This window comes from Arthrobacter sp. zg-Y238, from assembly GCF_024385525.1.
GTDB classification, from domain to species: domain Bacteria; phylum Actinomycetota; class Actinomycetes; order Actinomycetales; family Micrococcaceae; genus Arthrobacter_B; species Arthrobacter_B jinronghuae.
Genome location: NZ_JANFLU010000005.1, coordinates 204,295 through 220,873, shown reverse-complemented (window position 1 = coordinate 220,873; position 16,579 = coordinate 204,295). Strand labels below are relative to the sequence as shown.

Sequence of the window (16,579 nt, the reverse complement as noted above, 5' to 3'; positions counted from 1 at the left end):
GCCTTCCCACTCCTGGGAGCACGCCGCTGCCCGCGTCCGGGCGACAGTACCTAAAACGTTTTGCCGCCGTCCGTGAGCCTGCTGGTGTGCTCCAGGACCGGCTTCGTGAACAGGAGCAGGAGAACCGCTGAAGCGGGCAGCAGCAATCCGAGGCCAGCCAGGACCAGGCCCGCCTGCAGGGTCGGAACGGCCAGGATCACCACGAAGAGCTGCCAGACCAGGGCTGCCGAGCGGGTCCAACGGTAACCGCGGAAAAAGAAGTGCCCCACTGCCAGCAGCCACACAGCGAGGGCCACGGCGAAGATCAGCGTGAACACGGCACCGCCCATGGACAGCGGCGTGGACGTCACCAATTGGTAGCCGTACCATGCCGCAAAGCCAAGCAGGCAAAGGGCTTCGAGGACGAGTACGGCGGCGATGGCAAGCACAGCGGGGGCACGGTGCACCGAGGGGGGTTTTTGGGGTGTTGACACACTGGCAGAATACCGGACATAGTCTCCTCCGGAGCCACGAAGGAGCTCGGCGGTCTGGCCGACAGCTCTTCACAGCGCCCGCCGAAGGGGCCGGTTCGGCCGGTCCTTTAGTCCCGGTGGTCACCGCTCAGACACCGGGGGTAAGACACAACAATGTCCAGTTGCGTTGCTTCCGGAACTGGAACCGATAACAATTCCCGGTTCACTGCGCACACGTAATGTGATGCATCCCTCAGGCCTGCGGCCATATTTTCCGCTTGTTACCCCTTGTTTGCTTAGGCCTGACGTGCCACGCTAGAACAAGGGAAATCAGGGGCCGAAACCGGCCCCTTTAGTTTGTAGTTGCTCGTGAATGTTTTCACAAACACGTAGGAGTCAACTTTTCAGAGGAGATAGTGATCAACATGGATTGGCGGAGCCGCGCAGCTTGCCTGGATAAAGATCCGGAGCTTTTCTTTCCCGTGGGCAATACCGGCCCGGCTCTTCTTCAGATTGAAGAAGCCAAGAGTGTCTGTCGCCGCTGCCCGGTGATTGACACCTGCCTGCAGTGGGCAATCGAGACCGGCCAGGACGCCGGCGTATGGGGCGGTATGAGCGAAGACGAACGCCGCGCGTTGAAGCGTCGCGCAGCCCGCGCCCGCCGCGCCTCCTAAGCAGGACTTCCCCGGCGGAAATGATGCCGGTACAACAAAGGGCCGCTGCCATTGGCAGCGGCCCTTTGTTGTACCGGGAGTATTAGATCAGGTACGCCGGTACTCGGTATCCAGGCCCATCTCGATCCGGACTTCCGTGCCTCCGCTTTCCCCTGCGGACCACTCGATGGTGCCGTCCAGTTCGCTTTGGACCAGGGTCCGGACAATCTGCAGTCCCAGCCCCTCCCGCCGCGGTCCGGGCGGCAGGCCCACGCCGTCGTCGGTCACCGTCACGGTGAGCCGTTCCTCGCGGCCGGCTTCGCCGTGCCGCTGCGCAGCCAGCCCGACGGTGCCGCGACGGCCTGCCAGCCCGTGTTCGACGGCGTTGGTCACGAGTTCGTTGATGACCAGGGCCAGCGGAGTGGCCAGGTCGCTCGGGAGCTCGCCGAAGGATCCTTCGCGGCGGGTCCGCACCTCCTGCGTGGGCGAGGCGACTTCGGCGGACAGCCGGAACTGGCGGTCGATCAGCTCATCAAAGTCCACATTCTGCGTCAGGCCCTGGGACAGGGTCTCGTGTACCAGGGCGATGGTGGACACGCGGCGCATGGCCTGGGCAAGGCCCAGCTTCCCTTCATCGCTCTCCATCCGCCGTGACTGCATCCGCAGCAACGCCGCAACGGTCTGGAGGTTGTTCTTCACCCGGTGGTGGATTTCGCGAATGGTGGCGTCCTTCGACACCAGTTCCATCTCCCGGCGGCGCAGTTCGGAGACATCGCGGCACAGCACCAGGGCACCGAAACGTTCCTTTTCATCCCGCAGCGGGATGGCGCGCAGGGAGAGGCTGACGCCGCGGGACTCGATTTCGGTCCGCCACGGCATCCGCCCTGTGACCACCAGAGGCAGCGTTTCATCAACCATCCGGCGGTCCTTAAGCAGCGCCGTGGTGATCTCCGCGAGGGAACGCCCCTCGAGCGTTTCCATGTCGCCAAGCCGACGGAAGGCGGAGACTCCGTTAGGACTGGCGTACTGCACAATCCCTTCGGCATCGAGCCGGATCAACCCGTCACCCACGCGGGGAGCACCCCGGCGCGACCCGGTGGGCGTGGCGAAGTCGGGCCAGAGGCCCAGCGTTCCCATTCGCAGCAGGTCGTAGGCACATTGCCGGTAGGTCAGTTCCAGACGTGAGGGCATCCGCGAGCTGGACAGGTCCATGTGCGAGGTCACCACGGCCAGGGTACGGCCGTTGCGGACGAACGGAATCGCCTCGACCCGCATGGCCGTTTCAGCGGTCCAGCTGGTTTCGCTGGACCGCTCAATGTGCTGGCTTCGCCAGGCAGCGTCTACCAGCGGGTGCAGGTCCGCGCGGATGCGTTCGCCGACAAAGTCGCTGTGGAACACCGTATGCGACGTCGACGGGCGGGCATGAGCCAGCGCCACGTAGCCGCCGTCTGGCACGGGGAACCACAGGGCCAGGTCGGCGAACGCGAGATCGGCAACAAGCTGCCAGTCCCCCACCAGCAGGTGCAGCCATTCGGCGTCGCCGGGGCCGAAGTCCGCATGGTCCTTGATCGGATCGGTAAAGATTGCCACTGGTACCCCGGACTAGCGGCGGACGATGGAACGAAGCAGGCGAAGGGCGACTGAAAGCGATGCCATGTCGTCCTCCTCCAGGCGGTTCACTTCGCTGAACATCTTGGAAGCGCGCTGCAGGTGGTCGGCGTTCTCCTGCTCCCACGCCTGCAGGCGCTCCGACGGATCCGCACCGGACCGGTCGGGGGTAGCTTCCAGCACGGCCATCGTCATGTCCGCCACAGTGGAGTACAGGTCATCGCGCAGGGCTGCGCGGGCAAGCGACTGCCACCTGTCCTCACGGGGCAGCTTCGTGATCCGGTTCAGCAGGTCGTCAATCCCGTACTGGTCGTAAACGGCGTAATACACGGCAGCGACTTCGTCAGCCGGAACTCCGGTTGCCTTGCTGGACCGGGCAACGTCGAGCAGGCCGAACGACTCGAACTGGTCAGCCCAGTACGTCCCCAGTTCCTTCGGGATATCCAGCTCACGGGCCTTCTGCAGCATGGCTTCCACCCGCTCCGCATCGGAGCCGCGCAGGAAACGCGTCAGGTCCGAGAGCAACGGCTGGACGACGGGCCGGAACGCCTCGATATCCTCGGCGATTGTTGTTCCCCGGCCCACGTGGTTGAGGAACCAGCGCACCGCGCGGTCCAGGAGCCGCCGCAGGTCCAGATGCATCATGGACCAGGTCTCCGTCGGGAAGCCGGCGGGAAGGGCGCCGAGTTCCGCCAGGACCTTGTCCATTCCGTAGATCTCCCGCAGCGCGGTGAAGGCGCGGGCCGCCTCCGCTTCGGTCGCTGAGGTTTCCTCGATCACCCGGAAGGCAAAAGTGATGCCGCCGATGTTGATCATGTCGTTGGCGACCACGGTGGAGATGATTTCCCGGCGCAGCGGATGGGTGTCCAGCTGGTCCCCGAAACGCTCGACGATCTGCTTCGGGAAATACCGGCGCAGGGTGCCGGCAAAGTAGGGGTCGTCGGCCAGGTTCGAGCGCGTAAGCGCCTTCGTGAGCTCGATCTTTGCGTACGCCGCAAGCACGGCCAGTTCGGGCGACGTCAGGCCGCCCTCACCCGCGGCAATGCGTGCGTGCAGTTCCTCGTTGCCGGGCAGCGCCTCCAGCTCACGGTCAAGGTCCGCATGTTCCTCGAGCCAGTCCATCAGGCGCTCGTAACTCGGGCTGGCTTCCACGACCCGCTGCCGGTCGTTGAGCAGCAGCATGTTCTGGTCGATGTTGTCCTGCAGGACCAGGTGCCCGACTTCGTCCGTCATCGAGTGAAGGAACTCCGCACGTTCCTGCGGATCCAACCGGCCGGCCGCGACCATCCGGTCCACGAAGATCTTGATGTTCACTTCGTGGTCGGAGCAGTCCACGCCTGCGGAGTTGTCGATCGCGTCGGTGTTGAGGATGACTCCGGCGCGGGCCGCTTCGATCCGTCCGCGCTGCGTCATTCCCAGGTTTCCGCCTTCGCCGACAACCTTTACCCGAAGGTCACGGCCGTCCACGCGGATGGCGTCATTGGCTTTGTCTCCGACGTCGGCGGAGGTCTCGGCCGAGGACTTCACATAGGTGCCGATACCGCCGTTGTAGAGCAGGTCCACGGGTGCCGTGAGGATGGCTTTCAACAGCTCGGGCGGGCTCATCTTGGTTGCCGTGTCGGGCAGGCCAAGAACGTTGCGAACTTCCGACGAGAGCGGAATGCTCTTGGACTGGCGCGGGAAAATGCCGCCGCCGGCGCTGATCAAGGACTCGTCATAGTCCGCCCAGGACGAGCGCGGAAGCTCGAAAAGGCGCCGCCGTTCGGCATGGGACCGGGCGGCGTCGGGGTTCGGGTCGAGGAAGATGTGCCGGTGGTCGAAGGCCGCCACCAGCTTGATGTGTTCGGACAAAAGCATGCCGTTGCCGAACACGTCGCCGCTCATGTCGCCGACACCCACCACGGTGAAGTCCTGGCTCTGGGTATCGATACCGAGTTCGCTGAAGTGCCGCTTGACCGATTCCCACGCGCCGCGGGCGGTGATGCCCATGGCCTTGTGGTCGTAGCCCACGGATCCGCCCGAGGCGAAGGCGTCGCCAAGCCAGAAGCCGTAGTCGGCGGAAATGGAGTTGGCGATGTCGGAGAACGACGCCGTGCCCTTGTCCGCGGCCACCACGAGGTAGCTGTCGTCACCGTCGTGGCGGACCACGCGCTCCGGCGGCACTACTTCCTCGCCGGACTCCTTGACCACGAGGTTGTCGGTCAGGTCCAGCATGCCCCGGATGAAGGTGCGGTAGCTGTTCTTGCCCTCTTCCATCCAGGCACCGCGGTCCACGGCGGGATCGGGGAGCTTCTTGGCGTAGAAACCGCCCTTGGCGCCGGTGGGAACGATCACTGCGTTCTTGACCGTCTGGGCCTTGACCAGACCCAGGACTTCGGTGCGGAAGTCCTCGCGCCGGTCAGACCAGCGCAGCCCGCCGCGGGCTACTTCGCCGAAGCGCAGGTGCACGCCTTCCACCCTCGGCGAGTAGACCCAGATTTCGTACTTCGGGCGGGGGAACGGAGCACCGTCAATGGCGCCGGTGTTCAGCTTGAAACTGACGTACGGCTTGTCCTGGTAGAAATTGGTGCGCAGCGTGGCGTTGATCAGGGTGGCAAAGGTGCGCAGTACGCGGTCGGCGTCGAGCGTCGGCACCTGCTCGAGGCCGGTCTCCAGTGCGGCACCGGCCTGCTCGACGGCGGCCCGCCGCTCGTCCTCTGTCAGGTCCGGATCAAAGCGTCCTTCGAAGAGTGCGATCAGTGCACGGGCGACGTCCGGGTTGGCCAGCAGTGTTCCTGCAACGAAACCGTAGGAGTTCGCGGTGCCGACCTGGCGCATGTACTTTGCGTACGCCCGAAGGACGACTACCTGGCGCCAGCGCAGTCCCTGCCGCAGGATCAGCCGGTCGAAAGCGTCGGATTCCGCAGTCCCGGACAAACCGGCACGGAAGGCTTCGGCCAGCAGGGAACCGGTCTCCATCGGATCAATGCCGGCGGGGTACACGAGGCCCAGGTCGTAAAGGTAGAAGGTCGTGCCGTCGCCGCGCTGGATCTCGAAGGGCCGTTCGTCGAGCACTTCCAACCCGAGGTTGTGCAGGAACGGCAGGATCTGGGTCAGCGATTTCGGCTCCGTCAGGTAGAGCTTCAACCGGGCGTCCTCGGGTCCCTCGCCGTCGGTGCTGGACGGGATGTAGACGAACAGCTCAGGAGCGGTTTCCGGGCGGGCGAGCCTCGCTTCGAAGCGGGCAATGTCCTCCAGGGCATCTTCGACTTCGTAGGCGACCCGGTAGGTGGCCGGGAAGGCGTCAGCCCAGAGCGCGGAGAGCTTTTCTGCCTCCTGGCGGGAGAACTGGGTGCGGACCACCTCTTCGATGCCCTCGCTCCATGAGCGGGTCGCCTGCACGAGGCGTGCCTCAAGTTCAGCGGCATCAACGTCGGTGATTTCCTGGCCGCGGGGAAGGCGGATCCGGAAGAAGAGGCGGGCGAGGGCGGATTCCGTCATCCGTGCTTCGAAGTCGATGGAGTCTGCATTGAAGGTGGAGCGCAGTTCGTCCTGGATGCGCAGCCGGACCGGCGTTGTGTAGCGGTCGCGGGGCAGGAAGACGATGGCGGACATGAACCGGCCGTAGATGTCCGGCCGGAGGAACAACCGGGTGCGCCGCCGCTCCTGCAGGCGAAGGATGGCCAGGGATGTATCCAGCAGCGTGGAGGGGTCGATCTGGAAAAGTTCGTCGCGCGGGTAGGTTTCCAGGATGGAGAGCAGGTCCTTGCCTGAATGCGAATCGGCCGGGAAACCGCAGGACCGCATCACATCGCGGACCTTGTCCCGGACAATCGGGATGCTGCGCACGGAGCCGGTATAGGCGCCGGTGGCGAAGAGTCCGATGAAACGGCGTTCACCGTTGACGTTGCCGTGCTCGTCGAATCGCTTGACGCCGAGGTAATCGAGGTAGGCAGGCCGGTGCACCGTGGAGCGCGAGTTGGCTTTGGTAATGACCAGGGCGCGCTTTTCCCGTGCCTTTGCGCGGCCTGCGCCGGTCAGGCGCTGGACCCGCCGGGTGGAGTGCAGGCGCAGCAACCCGAGTCCGCTGTCTTCAGTGGGACGGAGGGCATCTTCGCCGTCTTCGGTGATGAGGTCGTATTCCCGGTAGCCCAGGAAGGTGAAGTTACCGTTGTCCAGCCACGTCAGCAGTTCACGTGCCTGCTGCAGGTCCGGGATGTCCCGGGCACCGGGCACCGTTTCGAGGGAACGGGCAATCTCGTGCACCTTCGAGCGCATGGCCGGCCAGTCCGATACCGCAATCCGCACGTCGCCCAGCACCTTCTGCAGGCCTTCGACCAGTTCGGAGCGCTTGTCCTCGTCGGTGATGCGGGCAACATCGATGGCTATCCAGGATTCCACCTTGGTGGTGCCGCCGTCCCCGCCCAGCAGGTCGGCCAGGTTCGGCAGGGCGGCAGTGTCGCCGCTCGAGACGCCGGCAGCGGCGGGAACCCGCTGCACCTGCTGCAACTCACCCGTCCGGGGATCGCGGGTGGCCAGGAAAATGGGGTGCACTACCAGCCGGATGGCGGCGTTGCGGCGCACCACCTCTGCCGTAACGGAGTCGACCAGGAAGGGCATGTCATCCGTGACGATGAGGATGACGCTGGTGTCGCCTTGATCCACCAGGTCGACGGCGGCGGTTCCTTCGGCGCGGGTCAGCGCCAGTTCCATGTGCTTTTGCGCCCGCTCCCTCAGAACCGACGGCGCGTAGGCCTGCGCATCTTCACGCGCCAGATGCTCGTAGTAGTTCCCGATGAATTCATCCAGGGAAGTGTCCGAACTGAAAAGATCCGCGATGCGGGATCCTGACGACATGTAATACGCCTCCGATAGTACTTACGTCCGGCTGCCCCGTTGCAGCCTCTTCTTATCGAGCCTAGCCGCGAATGCGCCAAAGGTCACTTTGCCCCCGTCCTGCGTGCGCCGCGGCGGCGTCGGGGAACCTGCACGCCTGCCAGCTCCGCTATGGCCGCGCGGAGGACCGACGCCGGCGCGGTCTCCAGCAGTGCGGTCCCGGAGAGCAGGGAAGCATCGGCCGCGTCGTAGTCGGCGGGAAGGAAGGCGGCGATTTCCCCTCCCGGTCCAAACCTTTCCCACGCTCCGCGCAGCTGGCTTTCGGGCTGCCGTCCCACCGATGAGGCCCGGACCTTGTTCAACACGACCCGCGGCTCGGCGGCAGGAACCGCGGCCGCGAGATCCGACAGGGCCCGGACCAGGCGGGGAACTCCCACGGAGTCGGCGGCACCCACGGCGTAGACAGTGTCTGCAGCATCGAGTACCAGCAGGGTGGAGGCGTTGCGGCGCGGGGCTATGGTGTCGAAGCTCAGTTCCTCATCTGTCTCCAGCGAGAATCCGCAGTCCACGACGGTCAGGTCGGCAACCCGGCGTGCCGCATTGAGGACACCCGCGAGCGCTGCCGGGCGCAGTTCCACCCAGCGGTCGGAGCGGGTGATGCCGGTAAGCACCGCCAGCCGCTGCCCCCGCAGGGAAACGCTGACCGAAATCCTGCGCAGGGCGGCGTCGTCGAGCAGCCCTTGATCGGCAAGGCGGCAGGCCTGCGCGACTCCGGCGGATTCGTCGAGGAGGCCGAGGCTGACCGCCACGCTGGAGCCATAGGTATCTGCGTCGATAAGGAGCACCTCCCCGCCCGCAGCGGCCGCTTCGGCCGCCAGGTTGACGGCCAGGGTGGTCCTGCCGGGAGCGCCTGCCGGGCCCCAGACAGCGATGACGGTGCCCCGGCGACCGTCCGGTTCCGCGGCGTCTGCCGGCGCCGGTCCCGTGCTCCCGGCACCAAACGCTGCGGCAGGGTCGGCAAGCGCATTGCTGCCTGCCGCAGCCGCGCCTTCCACTTCCTGGTCCAATGCCCGTACGGCAGTGGCAATCAATTCGGCGAGCGCGCCCGGGTCGACTCCGCTGGGGGCATTGACTATCCGCATGGCGTCCAGGCGAGGTTGAAGAACAGGATCGTCGGTGAGCGCCACGAGGGCCACGCCGGCAGCCGCCAGCCGTTCAGCCAGTGCCGCGGTCAGCTCCCCGGCTTCGTCGGCGACGACGGCGGCACGCACGATCCCGCTCTGCGACACAGCCACGAGTTCCGCCAGTTCCGTGCACCGCCGGACCACCGTGACAGGTCCCTGGAGGCGTTCCAGCCCGTCGAGGACACCGGCGGTAGCGGCCCCCACCGTAGCGACCGGGATATTCACGAGCCGGATGCGGGGTTGTGGACCACGGTGATCTTGGCCTGGTTCGACAACGCACTCAGCAGCAGCGGGAGGTCCGGATCCTCAACCAGGACCAGGAGCTCCGTGCTGCGGTTCGCGCCCAGGGCGGACTCGGTGACGGCCAGCTCCGATATTTCGGCGGCTTCGATCAGCTGTTTCGGCTCGTCGAACCCGTTGCGGGCATTGGGCATGGCCGCCCAGATGTCCACGCGTGATCCTGCCTCGGTGCTGGCAGGAAGCGGGTCCTCGACCCGCAGGCCGACGGGCTTGCGGTCCAGCGCGTCCCGCTCGACCAATGCGGACCGGGCCACCAGTTCCCCCTCGCGAAGCGCTGCACCCGCTACGGCGTTCTCCGGCAGGCCCGCGGCAACGGGAAGGTAAAGCTCTTCGGCGTTACCCAGCCGGACCGGTACCGCAACCAGGTCTTCGGTGCCGATAGGCGTCCCCGGAGGAATATCGTGCTTCACGGCATAGACCTCAGTTGTCCGGTCGGCGCTGTCCACCAGCGTCACGACGCCGGCGATGGACCCGAGCACCAGCAGGATCCCCAGCAGGAGCCTCGGGTCCCGCCATGACGGCTTGCGCAGCCGTGCCGCCGCCGGCTCCGTCCCCTGTGTGCGGTGGTCAGTCAGACTCATGCTCCCCCGTTTCCCGCTGCATTCCCTGCTTTCCCCCTTGGCTTTCCCCCATGGCTTTCCCCCTTGGCTTTCCCCCATGGCTTTCCCCCCGTGCCCCGTGCCGGGGCCTCATTCGGGTCATTGTGGGGGAAGCGCAGCGGGAAAGAAACGGTGGTTTTCAGGAAAGTCGAATCTGTGGATAACCCATCTGCGGCATCCTGCTGGTGCCACACTGGTGCTGCTGGTATACAACGGGTGCAAGCCGCAGTGGTGCGGTGCGAAAGGTGAGTGCCGTGGGCGATAAGAGATTCCTGACGCTGGCAGATGTCGCCGAGGTGCTGAACATATCCTCCTCGCAGACTTATGCCCTGGTCCGCAGCGGAGAACTTCCCGCCATTCAGATCGGCGGCAGGGGCCAGTGGCGGGTCGAATCGCAGCAGCTCGAAGACTATATTTCCAGGGCCTACCGGAAGTCCGCGGCGGCAGTCCGGCAGGGCATCCCGGTGGAGGAAAACGCGGGGAGCTGAACAGGCGCAGGCTGGTTTCCCCGTCTCCGGTTCAGCTGCATCGCCTTGGGCGGCCGGCGCCGAGGCCCGGTCAGGCCCATCCGTTGTGCTGTTGTGACAGCACAGCTGCGACCGTGGCAGTGGGCAGGACATAGACGCCCGTGACGTTTGCGCTGCGCCGCGGCTGGTCAGACGGTACGACCGCCAGTTCCAGGAAGTCGCTGCCCACCCTGTCGATTGTCCCGTGCAGGGCGCTGTCAGCCGGTGCCCCGGCCGAACGGACGACGACGGCACTGCGGTCCCGGGCAATGCTGCGCAGTGCGGATGTCACCCCCAGCCGGACCTTCCCCGTCGTCGGACTCGCGAACCGGTCCATGCCCCTGACGGCAACCACCTGGGACAACACCGCCAAAGCTGCGCCGCGTTCCTGCTCCAGCGACACCCATCCTTCCCCCACATGCCTCAGGGTTCCCCGCAGCATCCCTGCTGTTCCGAGATCGAAGACCAGTTGCTTCCCGCTTTGGCTGCGCAGCCTGTCCTGCAAACTGATTTCGCGCAGTTCCATCCGCACACGGTCTGAAATCTCGGTTTCGGCGGCCAGCCCGGCAGCAGCGGCAAGCTGTGCCTCCATGTCCCTGAACAGGGCGTCCCATCGCATCGCCCAAGGCTAGCGTCCACGAAGCCTGTCAACCACTCTGGACACCGGTCGAACCGAAGTGTAGACACGGGCATCACACAGGCCAGACGGCACCAAAAAACCTTTGGAGCTATCAAAGCGTGCCAACCAAAGCGAAACGAACCAAATAAGCCTAAACGGCTGGATTCCCCAAGCACTCGGCTCTCCTCTCCAGATCGGAGAACGCAATGACCGGATCCACCTCCCGCCCCGGGCCGGCTGCGGATGCCCTTGCAACCGCAGCGGTAGCAGCCCTTGGCCTGCTGCTTTTGTGGTGCGGAACCCGAATGCTGCCGGACGCTGCCGCAGCAGGTTCGGTCTTGTTCTCCCCGGATCAGCTCTCCGAAGCTACGCTTTCCCGGGCCGCGCTGACGCAGCTGGCCGGGTTCTGCGCCGCCGCCGCGGGCCTGCTGCTCACGTTCTGGTGGGTGCTGGGGTTTATCTGTGCCTTGGCCGGGTGTCTCCTGCACCGCTTCGGCTTCCGGACGGCCGGCATGCGGATCCTCTCCCTGGCCCCGGGACCTGCGCGCCGGCTGGCGTCAGCCGCTCTGGGGATCTCGCTGGCCGCCGGCACGCTGGGCGCGGCGCCCGGGGCAGTCGCAACCGTGGCAGTCGCAACCGTGGCAGCGTCACCCGGGGAACCTGCACCGGCGTTCATCCCCGCTGGCGTCCCGGCTGGACCGGATGCCGCGCAGACCACTCCTCCGGCGCCGGGGTCCGCTGATCCGGCCGTTTCTCCGCTTTGGCGTCCTTCTCCCCCGCAGCCTGCGGCCGGCGGCCTACTCACGGGTGTACCCCGACCGGACGGGCGCGAAGTAGTGGTTGCAGCCGGAGACACCCTGTGGTCCCTGGCCGCTTCGCAACTGGGACCGCAGGCCACGGACGCAGAGACTGCCGCCCTCTGGCCCCGCTGGTACGAACTGAATCGGGAGGTTATTGGTCCGGATCCCGGCCTGATCCATCCTGGCCAGGTTCTGGCCGTTCCCCCTCCTTGAGCCTCTCCCCGCTGTCCCCCAGCCTGTCCGCCAGCCTTGTCCCGCCAGCCGACGGTTCTCCCCTGCACCGGCCCGCCGCCGGAACCACCAACCGCACCGCCCCGCGCTAGGAAAGGACGCACCATGACCAGCGTGATATTCCTTCCCGCTCCCGATGCCCCGGCCGGACCGGCACAACGGGGCCAAACGGGCCCTGACGGCGATGCGGGTCCCATCGCTGTCTACCTGGCCCCGTCACAGGAGCTGCTTCCGGCTCCGGTTCCGGCCAAGCCGCGCGAACGTTACGGTGTCCGCGGGGAAACGGGCCCGCTGGCCCGTCCCGCCGCCGGAGCAGTCAACTGGACATCGAACCCCGCCGACGATGCGCGGGTGAAAGCCATCTGCCAATCCGTGGCACTTGCCGCGCTGGAAGTCCTCGGCGGTGTCCGCCCGCTGCAGCAGATGGCCCGCTGGCTCGATCCCGAAAACTACGAACGGCTGCAGCTGCGCACCAACCTCGTCCGCGGGCTGCAGCGCAACCCCCAGGGGCGGTCCAGGACGGCGCCCGATCCGCAGCTGCTGCACCGCAGCATACGCATCCGTTCCTGCCGCCTCTGCCCGGTGTCGGAAGGAATCTACGAGGCCACGGTCGTGGCACTGGAACACGAAAGAGCCCGCGCCGTCGCGCTGAGGGTTCAGCTGCGGCGCGGGCTCTGGAAGGTCACTGCCCTGGAGATCGGATAACCGGCCCCGGTAAAGCGGGTTTACTTACGGCGCTTGGCCTTCTTCGCGGCGGGCTTGCTGCCGGCCGCCGGCGCGGTCTTGGTGTCCTGCTTGTCGCGGGACGTCCGTTCCACCCTGGTCTCCACCCCGCCCTGGCTGTTCGGAGCGGTGAACTGCAGGCTTGCCGGCTGCTGCGGAGCTTCGAGTCCCGCCGCCTTGATGACAGGGGTACCGACGACGCCGCGGGCATCCTTGACTCCCTGCAACGCGTTCGCTGCCGGGGCAGCGGGTTCGCTGACCTGCACGTCCGCGTTGAAGAGGTAGCCAACGCTTTCCTCGCGGATGGCCTCCATCATGGTCTGGAACATCACGAATCCTTCACGCTGGTATTCCACCAGCGGATCGCGCTGGGCCATGGCCCGCAGCCCGATGCCCTCCTTGAGGTAATCCATCTCGTAGAGGTGCTCCTGCCACTTGCGGCCGATGACGGAGAGCACCACGCGGCGCTCCAGTTCACGCATGGTCGCCGAGCCCAAGGAATCCTCGCGTGCCTGGTAGGCAAGTTTCGCGTCGGAAAGGATCTCGCTGTGCAGGAAGTCGCGGGACAGCCGGGACCGGCCCCCGGCTTCTTCAACCACTTCGTCGATGGTCAGGCTGATCGGGTAGAGCGTCTTGAGGTTGGTCCACAGCTGCTCGAGGTCCCAGTCATCTCCGTGACCCTCGGCAGTTGCCTCGTTGACCATCGCCGTAACGACGTCCTCCAGGAAGAAGCTGATCTTCTCCTGTAGGTCGTCGCCTTCCAGGATCCGACGGCGGTCGCCGTAGATCGCTTCACGCTGGCGGTTCAGGACGTCGTCGTACTTCAGGACGTTCTTGCGCTGTTCGGCGTTGCGGCCCTCGACCTGTCCCTGTGCGTTCTGGATCGCCTTGGAGACCAGCTTGGACTCCAGCGCCACGTCGTCGGGCATGGACGAGCTGTTCATGATCCGTTCGGCGGCACCGGAGTTGAACAGCCGCATCAGGTCGTCGGTGAGCGAGAGGTAGAACCGGGATTCGCCCGGATCGCCCTGGCGTCCGGACCGTCCGCGGAGCTGGTTGTCGATGCGCCGGGACTCGTGGCGTTCGGTGCCGAGGACGTAAAGCCCTCCGAGTTCGACTACTTCCTGCTGCTCGGCGGCAACGGCGGTCCGTGCCTTCTCCAGCGCATCCGGCCAGGCGGCCTCGTAGTCCTCGGGGTTTTCGTTCGGGTCCAGTCCGCGCCGTTCCAGTTCTGCAATCGCATTGAACTCGGCGTTGCCGCCCAGCATAATGTCGGTGCCGCGGCCAGCCATGTTGGTGGCCACCGTGACGGCTCCCTTGCGGCCGGCCTGGGCGACGATGGCGGCTTCACGTGCATGGTTCTTCGCGTTCAGCACTTCGTGCCGGATGCCTGCCTTGGCCAGCTGCTTGGAAAGGTACTCGCTCTTCTCCACGCTGGTGGTGCCGACCAGCACGGGCTGGCCGGACGCGTGGCGCTCGGCAATGTCCTTCACGACGGCGTCGAACTTTGCCACTTCGTTCTTGTAGATCAGGTCCGCCTGGTCGATGCGGGCCATGGGCTTGTTCGTGGGAATGGGCACCACGCCAAGCTTGTACGTGCTCATGAACTCGGCGGCTTCGGTTTCGGCCGTACCGGTCATGCCGGCGAGCTTTTCGTAGAGGCGGAAGTAGTTCTGCAGGGTGACCGTGGCCAGGGTCTGGTTCTCGGCCTTGATTACCACCCCTTCCTTCGCCTCGATTGCCTGGTGCATGCCTTCGTTGTACCGGCGTCCGGCCAGGATGCGGCCGGTGTGCTCGTCGACGATCATGACTTCGCCGTTGAGGACCACGTAGTCCTTGTCCCGCTTGAAGAGTTCCTTGGCCTTGATGGCGTTGTTCAGGAAGCCGATCAGCGGCGTGTTTGCTGCTTCGTACAGGTTGGAGATACCGAGGTAGTCCTCGACCTTCTCGATGCCCGGCTCAAGGATGCCGACGGTGCGCTTCTTCTCGTCCACCTCATAGTCGGTGTCCAGCTTCAGCCGCTGGACGACCTTGGAGAACTCGGTGTACCACCGGTTCACGTCGCCGCTGGCCGCACCGGAAATGATCAGCGGGGTACGGGCTTCGTCGATCAGAATGGAGTCAACTTCGTCGACAATGGCAAAGTGGTGGCCGCGCTGGACCAGCTCGGCGGCACTCCAGGCCATGTTGTCGCGCAGGTAGTCGAACCCGAACTCGTTGTTGGTTCCGTAAGTGATGTCGGCGGCATACTGTTCGCGCCGGGTCGCGGGGTCCTGGTTGGAGAGGATGCAGCCGCTGGTCATGCCGAGGAAGCGGAAAACACGCCCCATCAGGTCCGACTGGTACTCCGCCAGGTAGTCATTCACCGTAACGATATGGACGCCGCGTCCGGTCAGCGCATTCAGGTAGGCCGGGGCCGTTGCCACCAGGGTCTTGCCTTCACCGGTTTTCATTTCGGCAATGTTGCCCAGGTGCAGGGCAGCGCCGCCCATCAGCTGGACGTCGAAGTGCCGCATGCCGAGCGTCCGCCCGGCAGCCTCACGGACAGCGGCAAACGCTTCGGGAAGGAGATCGTCGAGGGACTCACCGCCGTTGTAGCGCTCCTTGAGGCGATCCGTTTCACCCCTGAGCTCGGCATCGGTCATGCCCTTGAACTCATCCTCGAGCACGTTGATCGCGTCGGCGTAGTTACGCAGTGTCTTCAGCGTCTTCTTGTCGCCGGTACGAAGAACTCGTTCGAGTAGTGATGCCACTGATTTGCTCCCAATCTAGTTGCCGAAATCTGGCGTCCTCAGTCTACGTGAGAGACGTACCGTGAAGGTCCGTGTTTCCCTATTGACCTTTATTCCCTGCATACTGCCAGCTTCAGGGCGGGAGCCAGGTCTCCCACGGGTTTCACCATTATCTGCCCGAGCCCCAGCCACTGTGCCATGAGCCGCAGCTCTGCAGCGAGTTGACGCGCCGTCTGCGGCGGTGCTCCCGGTTCCGAAAAGGCTGCCTGAACAAGCAGCATACCCGCGCCGCGGTCCGCTTTGAGGTCCACTCTGGCCACCAGTTCCTCTCCCAGCAGGAACGGCAGCACATAATAGCCGAACCTGCGGGCCTGAGGCGGGGTATAGATTTCAATCCGGTAGTGGAAACCAAACAGCTCCTCGAGCCGCCGCCGCTCGAAGATGAGCGAATCGAACGGACTCAGCAGCGCCTGGCCGGATACGGACCTCGGAATCACCGCTTCCGCGTGCAGGTAGGCGGGCTGCCGCCAGCCCGCGACTTCCACGCGCTCGAGGATGCCTTTCCTGGCAAGGACCTCCGCAGCAATAGCCGTCTCGCGCTGCTGCAGACGGAAATAATCGGCAAGCCCCCGGACCGTCGCGACGCCGTGTGCCCGGCCTGCAACCTCGGTCAGGCGCAGCACTGCCTGCTCGGGATCGGATTGTTCCAGCGCCGCTGCGCCTGCAGGATGGACCAGCGCAGTCGGGGCATATAACCGCTCGAACTGCGGGGTCCGCCCTGCGGATCCGATCTGCCCGGAGGCGAACAGATCCTCCAGCACGCGCTTGGCGGCATTCCAGTTCCATCCCCAGTGGGAAGTATCCCGCACAGCGCTGTGACCGAGGAGGTCCATTACCTGTCGGGAGGTCAAAGGCCTGCCCGCGTCATGCAGAAGTCCGAGAATACGTTGACGAAGATCCTCTGCGGCTGCGGGAGGCAGGGAATGGGCGGTCATCCAGGTCCGCCGTTGGACGGCGCGGAGATCCGCAAAGAGCTCGGGCCGGACGAAGCTTGCCTCGTGGGCCCAGTATTCGACCATGCGCCGCGGCCGCCGGGTCCCCAGGCGGTCCAGGATTGCCTGGTCGTAGGGGCCGAGCCGGGAAAACAACGGGAGGTAATGGCTGCGGGCAAGCACATTCACCGAGTCGATCTGCAGCAAGGCAAGCCGCTCAAAGGTACGGCCCACCTGCCTTGCGCTAACAAGGCCGGCGGGCCGTTCCCGAGCCAGTCCCTGCGCCGCCAGCGCCGTACGGCGGGCCTGTCGGAGCGAGAGCCGGGTTTTCATCCCCTCATCCTAGGGGAGCCGTCCGGAGACGG

At 65.5% G+C, this 16,579-nt stretch carries 12 protein-coding genes; 4 read left to right on the top strand and 8 right to left on the bottom strand.

Annotated features, from left to right (window positions below; genetic code table 11):
* Positions 1–50: 50 nt before the first annotated feature.
* A complete protein-coding gene (locus NNX38_RS06030) occupies positions 51–473 on the bottom strand; it encodes a hypothetical protein (RefSeq protein ID WP_255797178.1) in 423 nt (140 codons plus the stop codon).
* Between the two features lie 404 nt (positions 474–877).
* Between NNX38_RS06030 and NNX38_RS06025 the strand changes: the two genes are divergently transcribed.
* Positions 878–1,126 (top strand): WhiB family transcriptional regulator, encoded by a 249-nt coding sequence (locus tag NNX38_RS06025; RefSeq protein WP_055239553.1) that lies wholly within the window; start codon positions 878–880, stop codon positions 1,124–1,126.
* An 87-nt stretch (positions 1,127–1,213) separates the two neighbouring features.
* Here the strand turns inward: NNX38_RS06025 and NNX38_RS06020 are convergent, their stop codons facing one another.
* The 4 genes from NNX38_RS06020 to NNX38_RS06005 form a co-directional block, all read right to left on the bottom strand.
* Entirely contained in the window at positions 1,214–2,695 is a 1,482-nt protein-coding gene (locus NNX38_RS06020) for a sensor histidine kinase (RefSeq protein ID WP_229949673.1), read from the bottom strand.
* A gap of 12 nt (positions 2,696–2,707) precedes the next feature.
* Positions 2,708–7,549 (bottom strand): NAD-glutamate dehydrogenase, encoded by a 4,842-nt coding sequence (locus NNX38_RS06015; RefSeq protein ID WP_255797177.1) that lies wholly within the window; start codon positions 7,547–7,549, stop codon positions 2,708–2,710.
* Between the two features lie 83 nt (positions 7,550–7,632).
* Positions 7,633–8,937, bottom strand: coding sequence for a chromosome partitioning protein (locus NNX38_RS06010; protein ID WP_255797176.1), 1,305 nt, complete (start codon positions 8,935–8,937; stop codon positions 7,633–7,635).
* Positions 8,934–9,593, bottom strand: a complete 660-nt coding sequence (locus tag NNX38_RS06005; RefSeq protein WP_255797175.1) for an SAF domain-containing protein — start codon at positions 9,591–9,593, stop codon at positions 8,934–8,936. The genes NNX38_RS06010 and NNX38_RS06005 overlap by 4 nt, the downstream gene beginning before the upstream one ends.
* Positions 9,594–9,865: 272 nt before the next feature.
* Here NNX38_RS06005 and NNX38_RS06000 point away from each other — a divergent pair, with 272 nt between their 5' ends.
* A complete protein-coding gene (locus NNX38_RS06000) occupies positions 9,866–10,099 on the top strand; it encodes a helix-turn-helix domain-containing protein (protein ID WP_227918361.1) in 234 nt (77 codons plus the stop codon).
* Between the two features lie 70 nt (positions 10,100–10,169).
* Here NNX38_RS06000 and NNX38_RS05995 read toward each other — a convergent pair whose 3' ends face one another.
* Positions 10,170–10,736: a hypothetical protein gene (locus tag NNX38_RS05995; RefSeq protein ID WP_255797174.1), complete on the bottom strand. Its 567-nt coding sequence runs from the start codon at positions 10,734–10,736 to the stop codon at positions 10,170–10,172.
* A gap of 206 nt (positions 10,737–10,942) precedes the next feature.
* On the opposite strand from NNX38_RS05995, the gene NNX38_RS05990 reads away from it, so the two are divergent.
* Together NNX38_RS05990 and NNX38_RS05985 are read left to right on the top strand one after the other, a co-directional pair.
* On the top strand, positions 10,943–11,749 hold the full coding sequence (locus NNX38_RS05990) for a LysM peptidoglycan-binding domain-containing protein (protein WP_255797173.1): 807 nt from the start codon (positions 10,943–10,945) through the stop codon (positions 11,747–11,749).
* A gap of 123 nt (positions 11,750–11,872) precedes the next feature.
* Positions 11,873–12,472, top strand: coding sequence for an Rv3235 family protein (locus NNX38_RS05985; RefSeq protein ID WP_255797172.1), 600 nt, complete (start codon positions 11,873–11,875; stop codon positions 12,470–12,472).
* A 20-nt stretch (positions 12,473–12,492) separates the two neighbouring features.
* Here the strand turns inward: NNX38_RS05985 and secA are convergent, their stop codons facing one another.
* A complete protein-coding gene (secA, locus tag NNX38_RS05980) occupies positions 12,493–15,243 on the bottom strand; it encodes a preprotein translocase subunit SecA (RefSeq protein ID WP_255797171.1) in 2,751 nt (916 codons plus the stop codon).
* An 89-nt stretch (positions 15,244–15,332) separates the two neighbouring features.
* On the bottom strand, positions 15,333–16,547 hold the full coding sequence (locus NNX38_RS05975) for a winged helix-turn-helix domain-containing protein (RefSeq protein ID WP_255797170.1): 1,215 nt from the start codon (positions 16,545–16,547) through the stop codon (positions 15,333–15,335).
* Between the last annotated feature and the right edge of the window lie 32 nt (positions 16,548–16,579).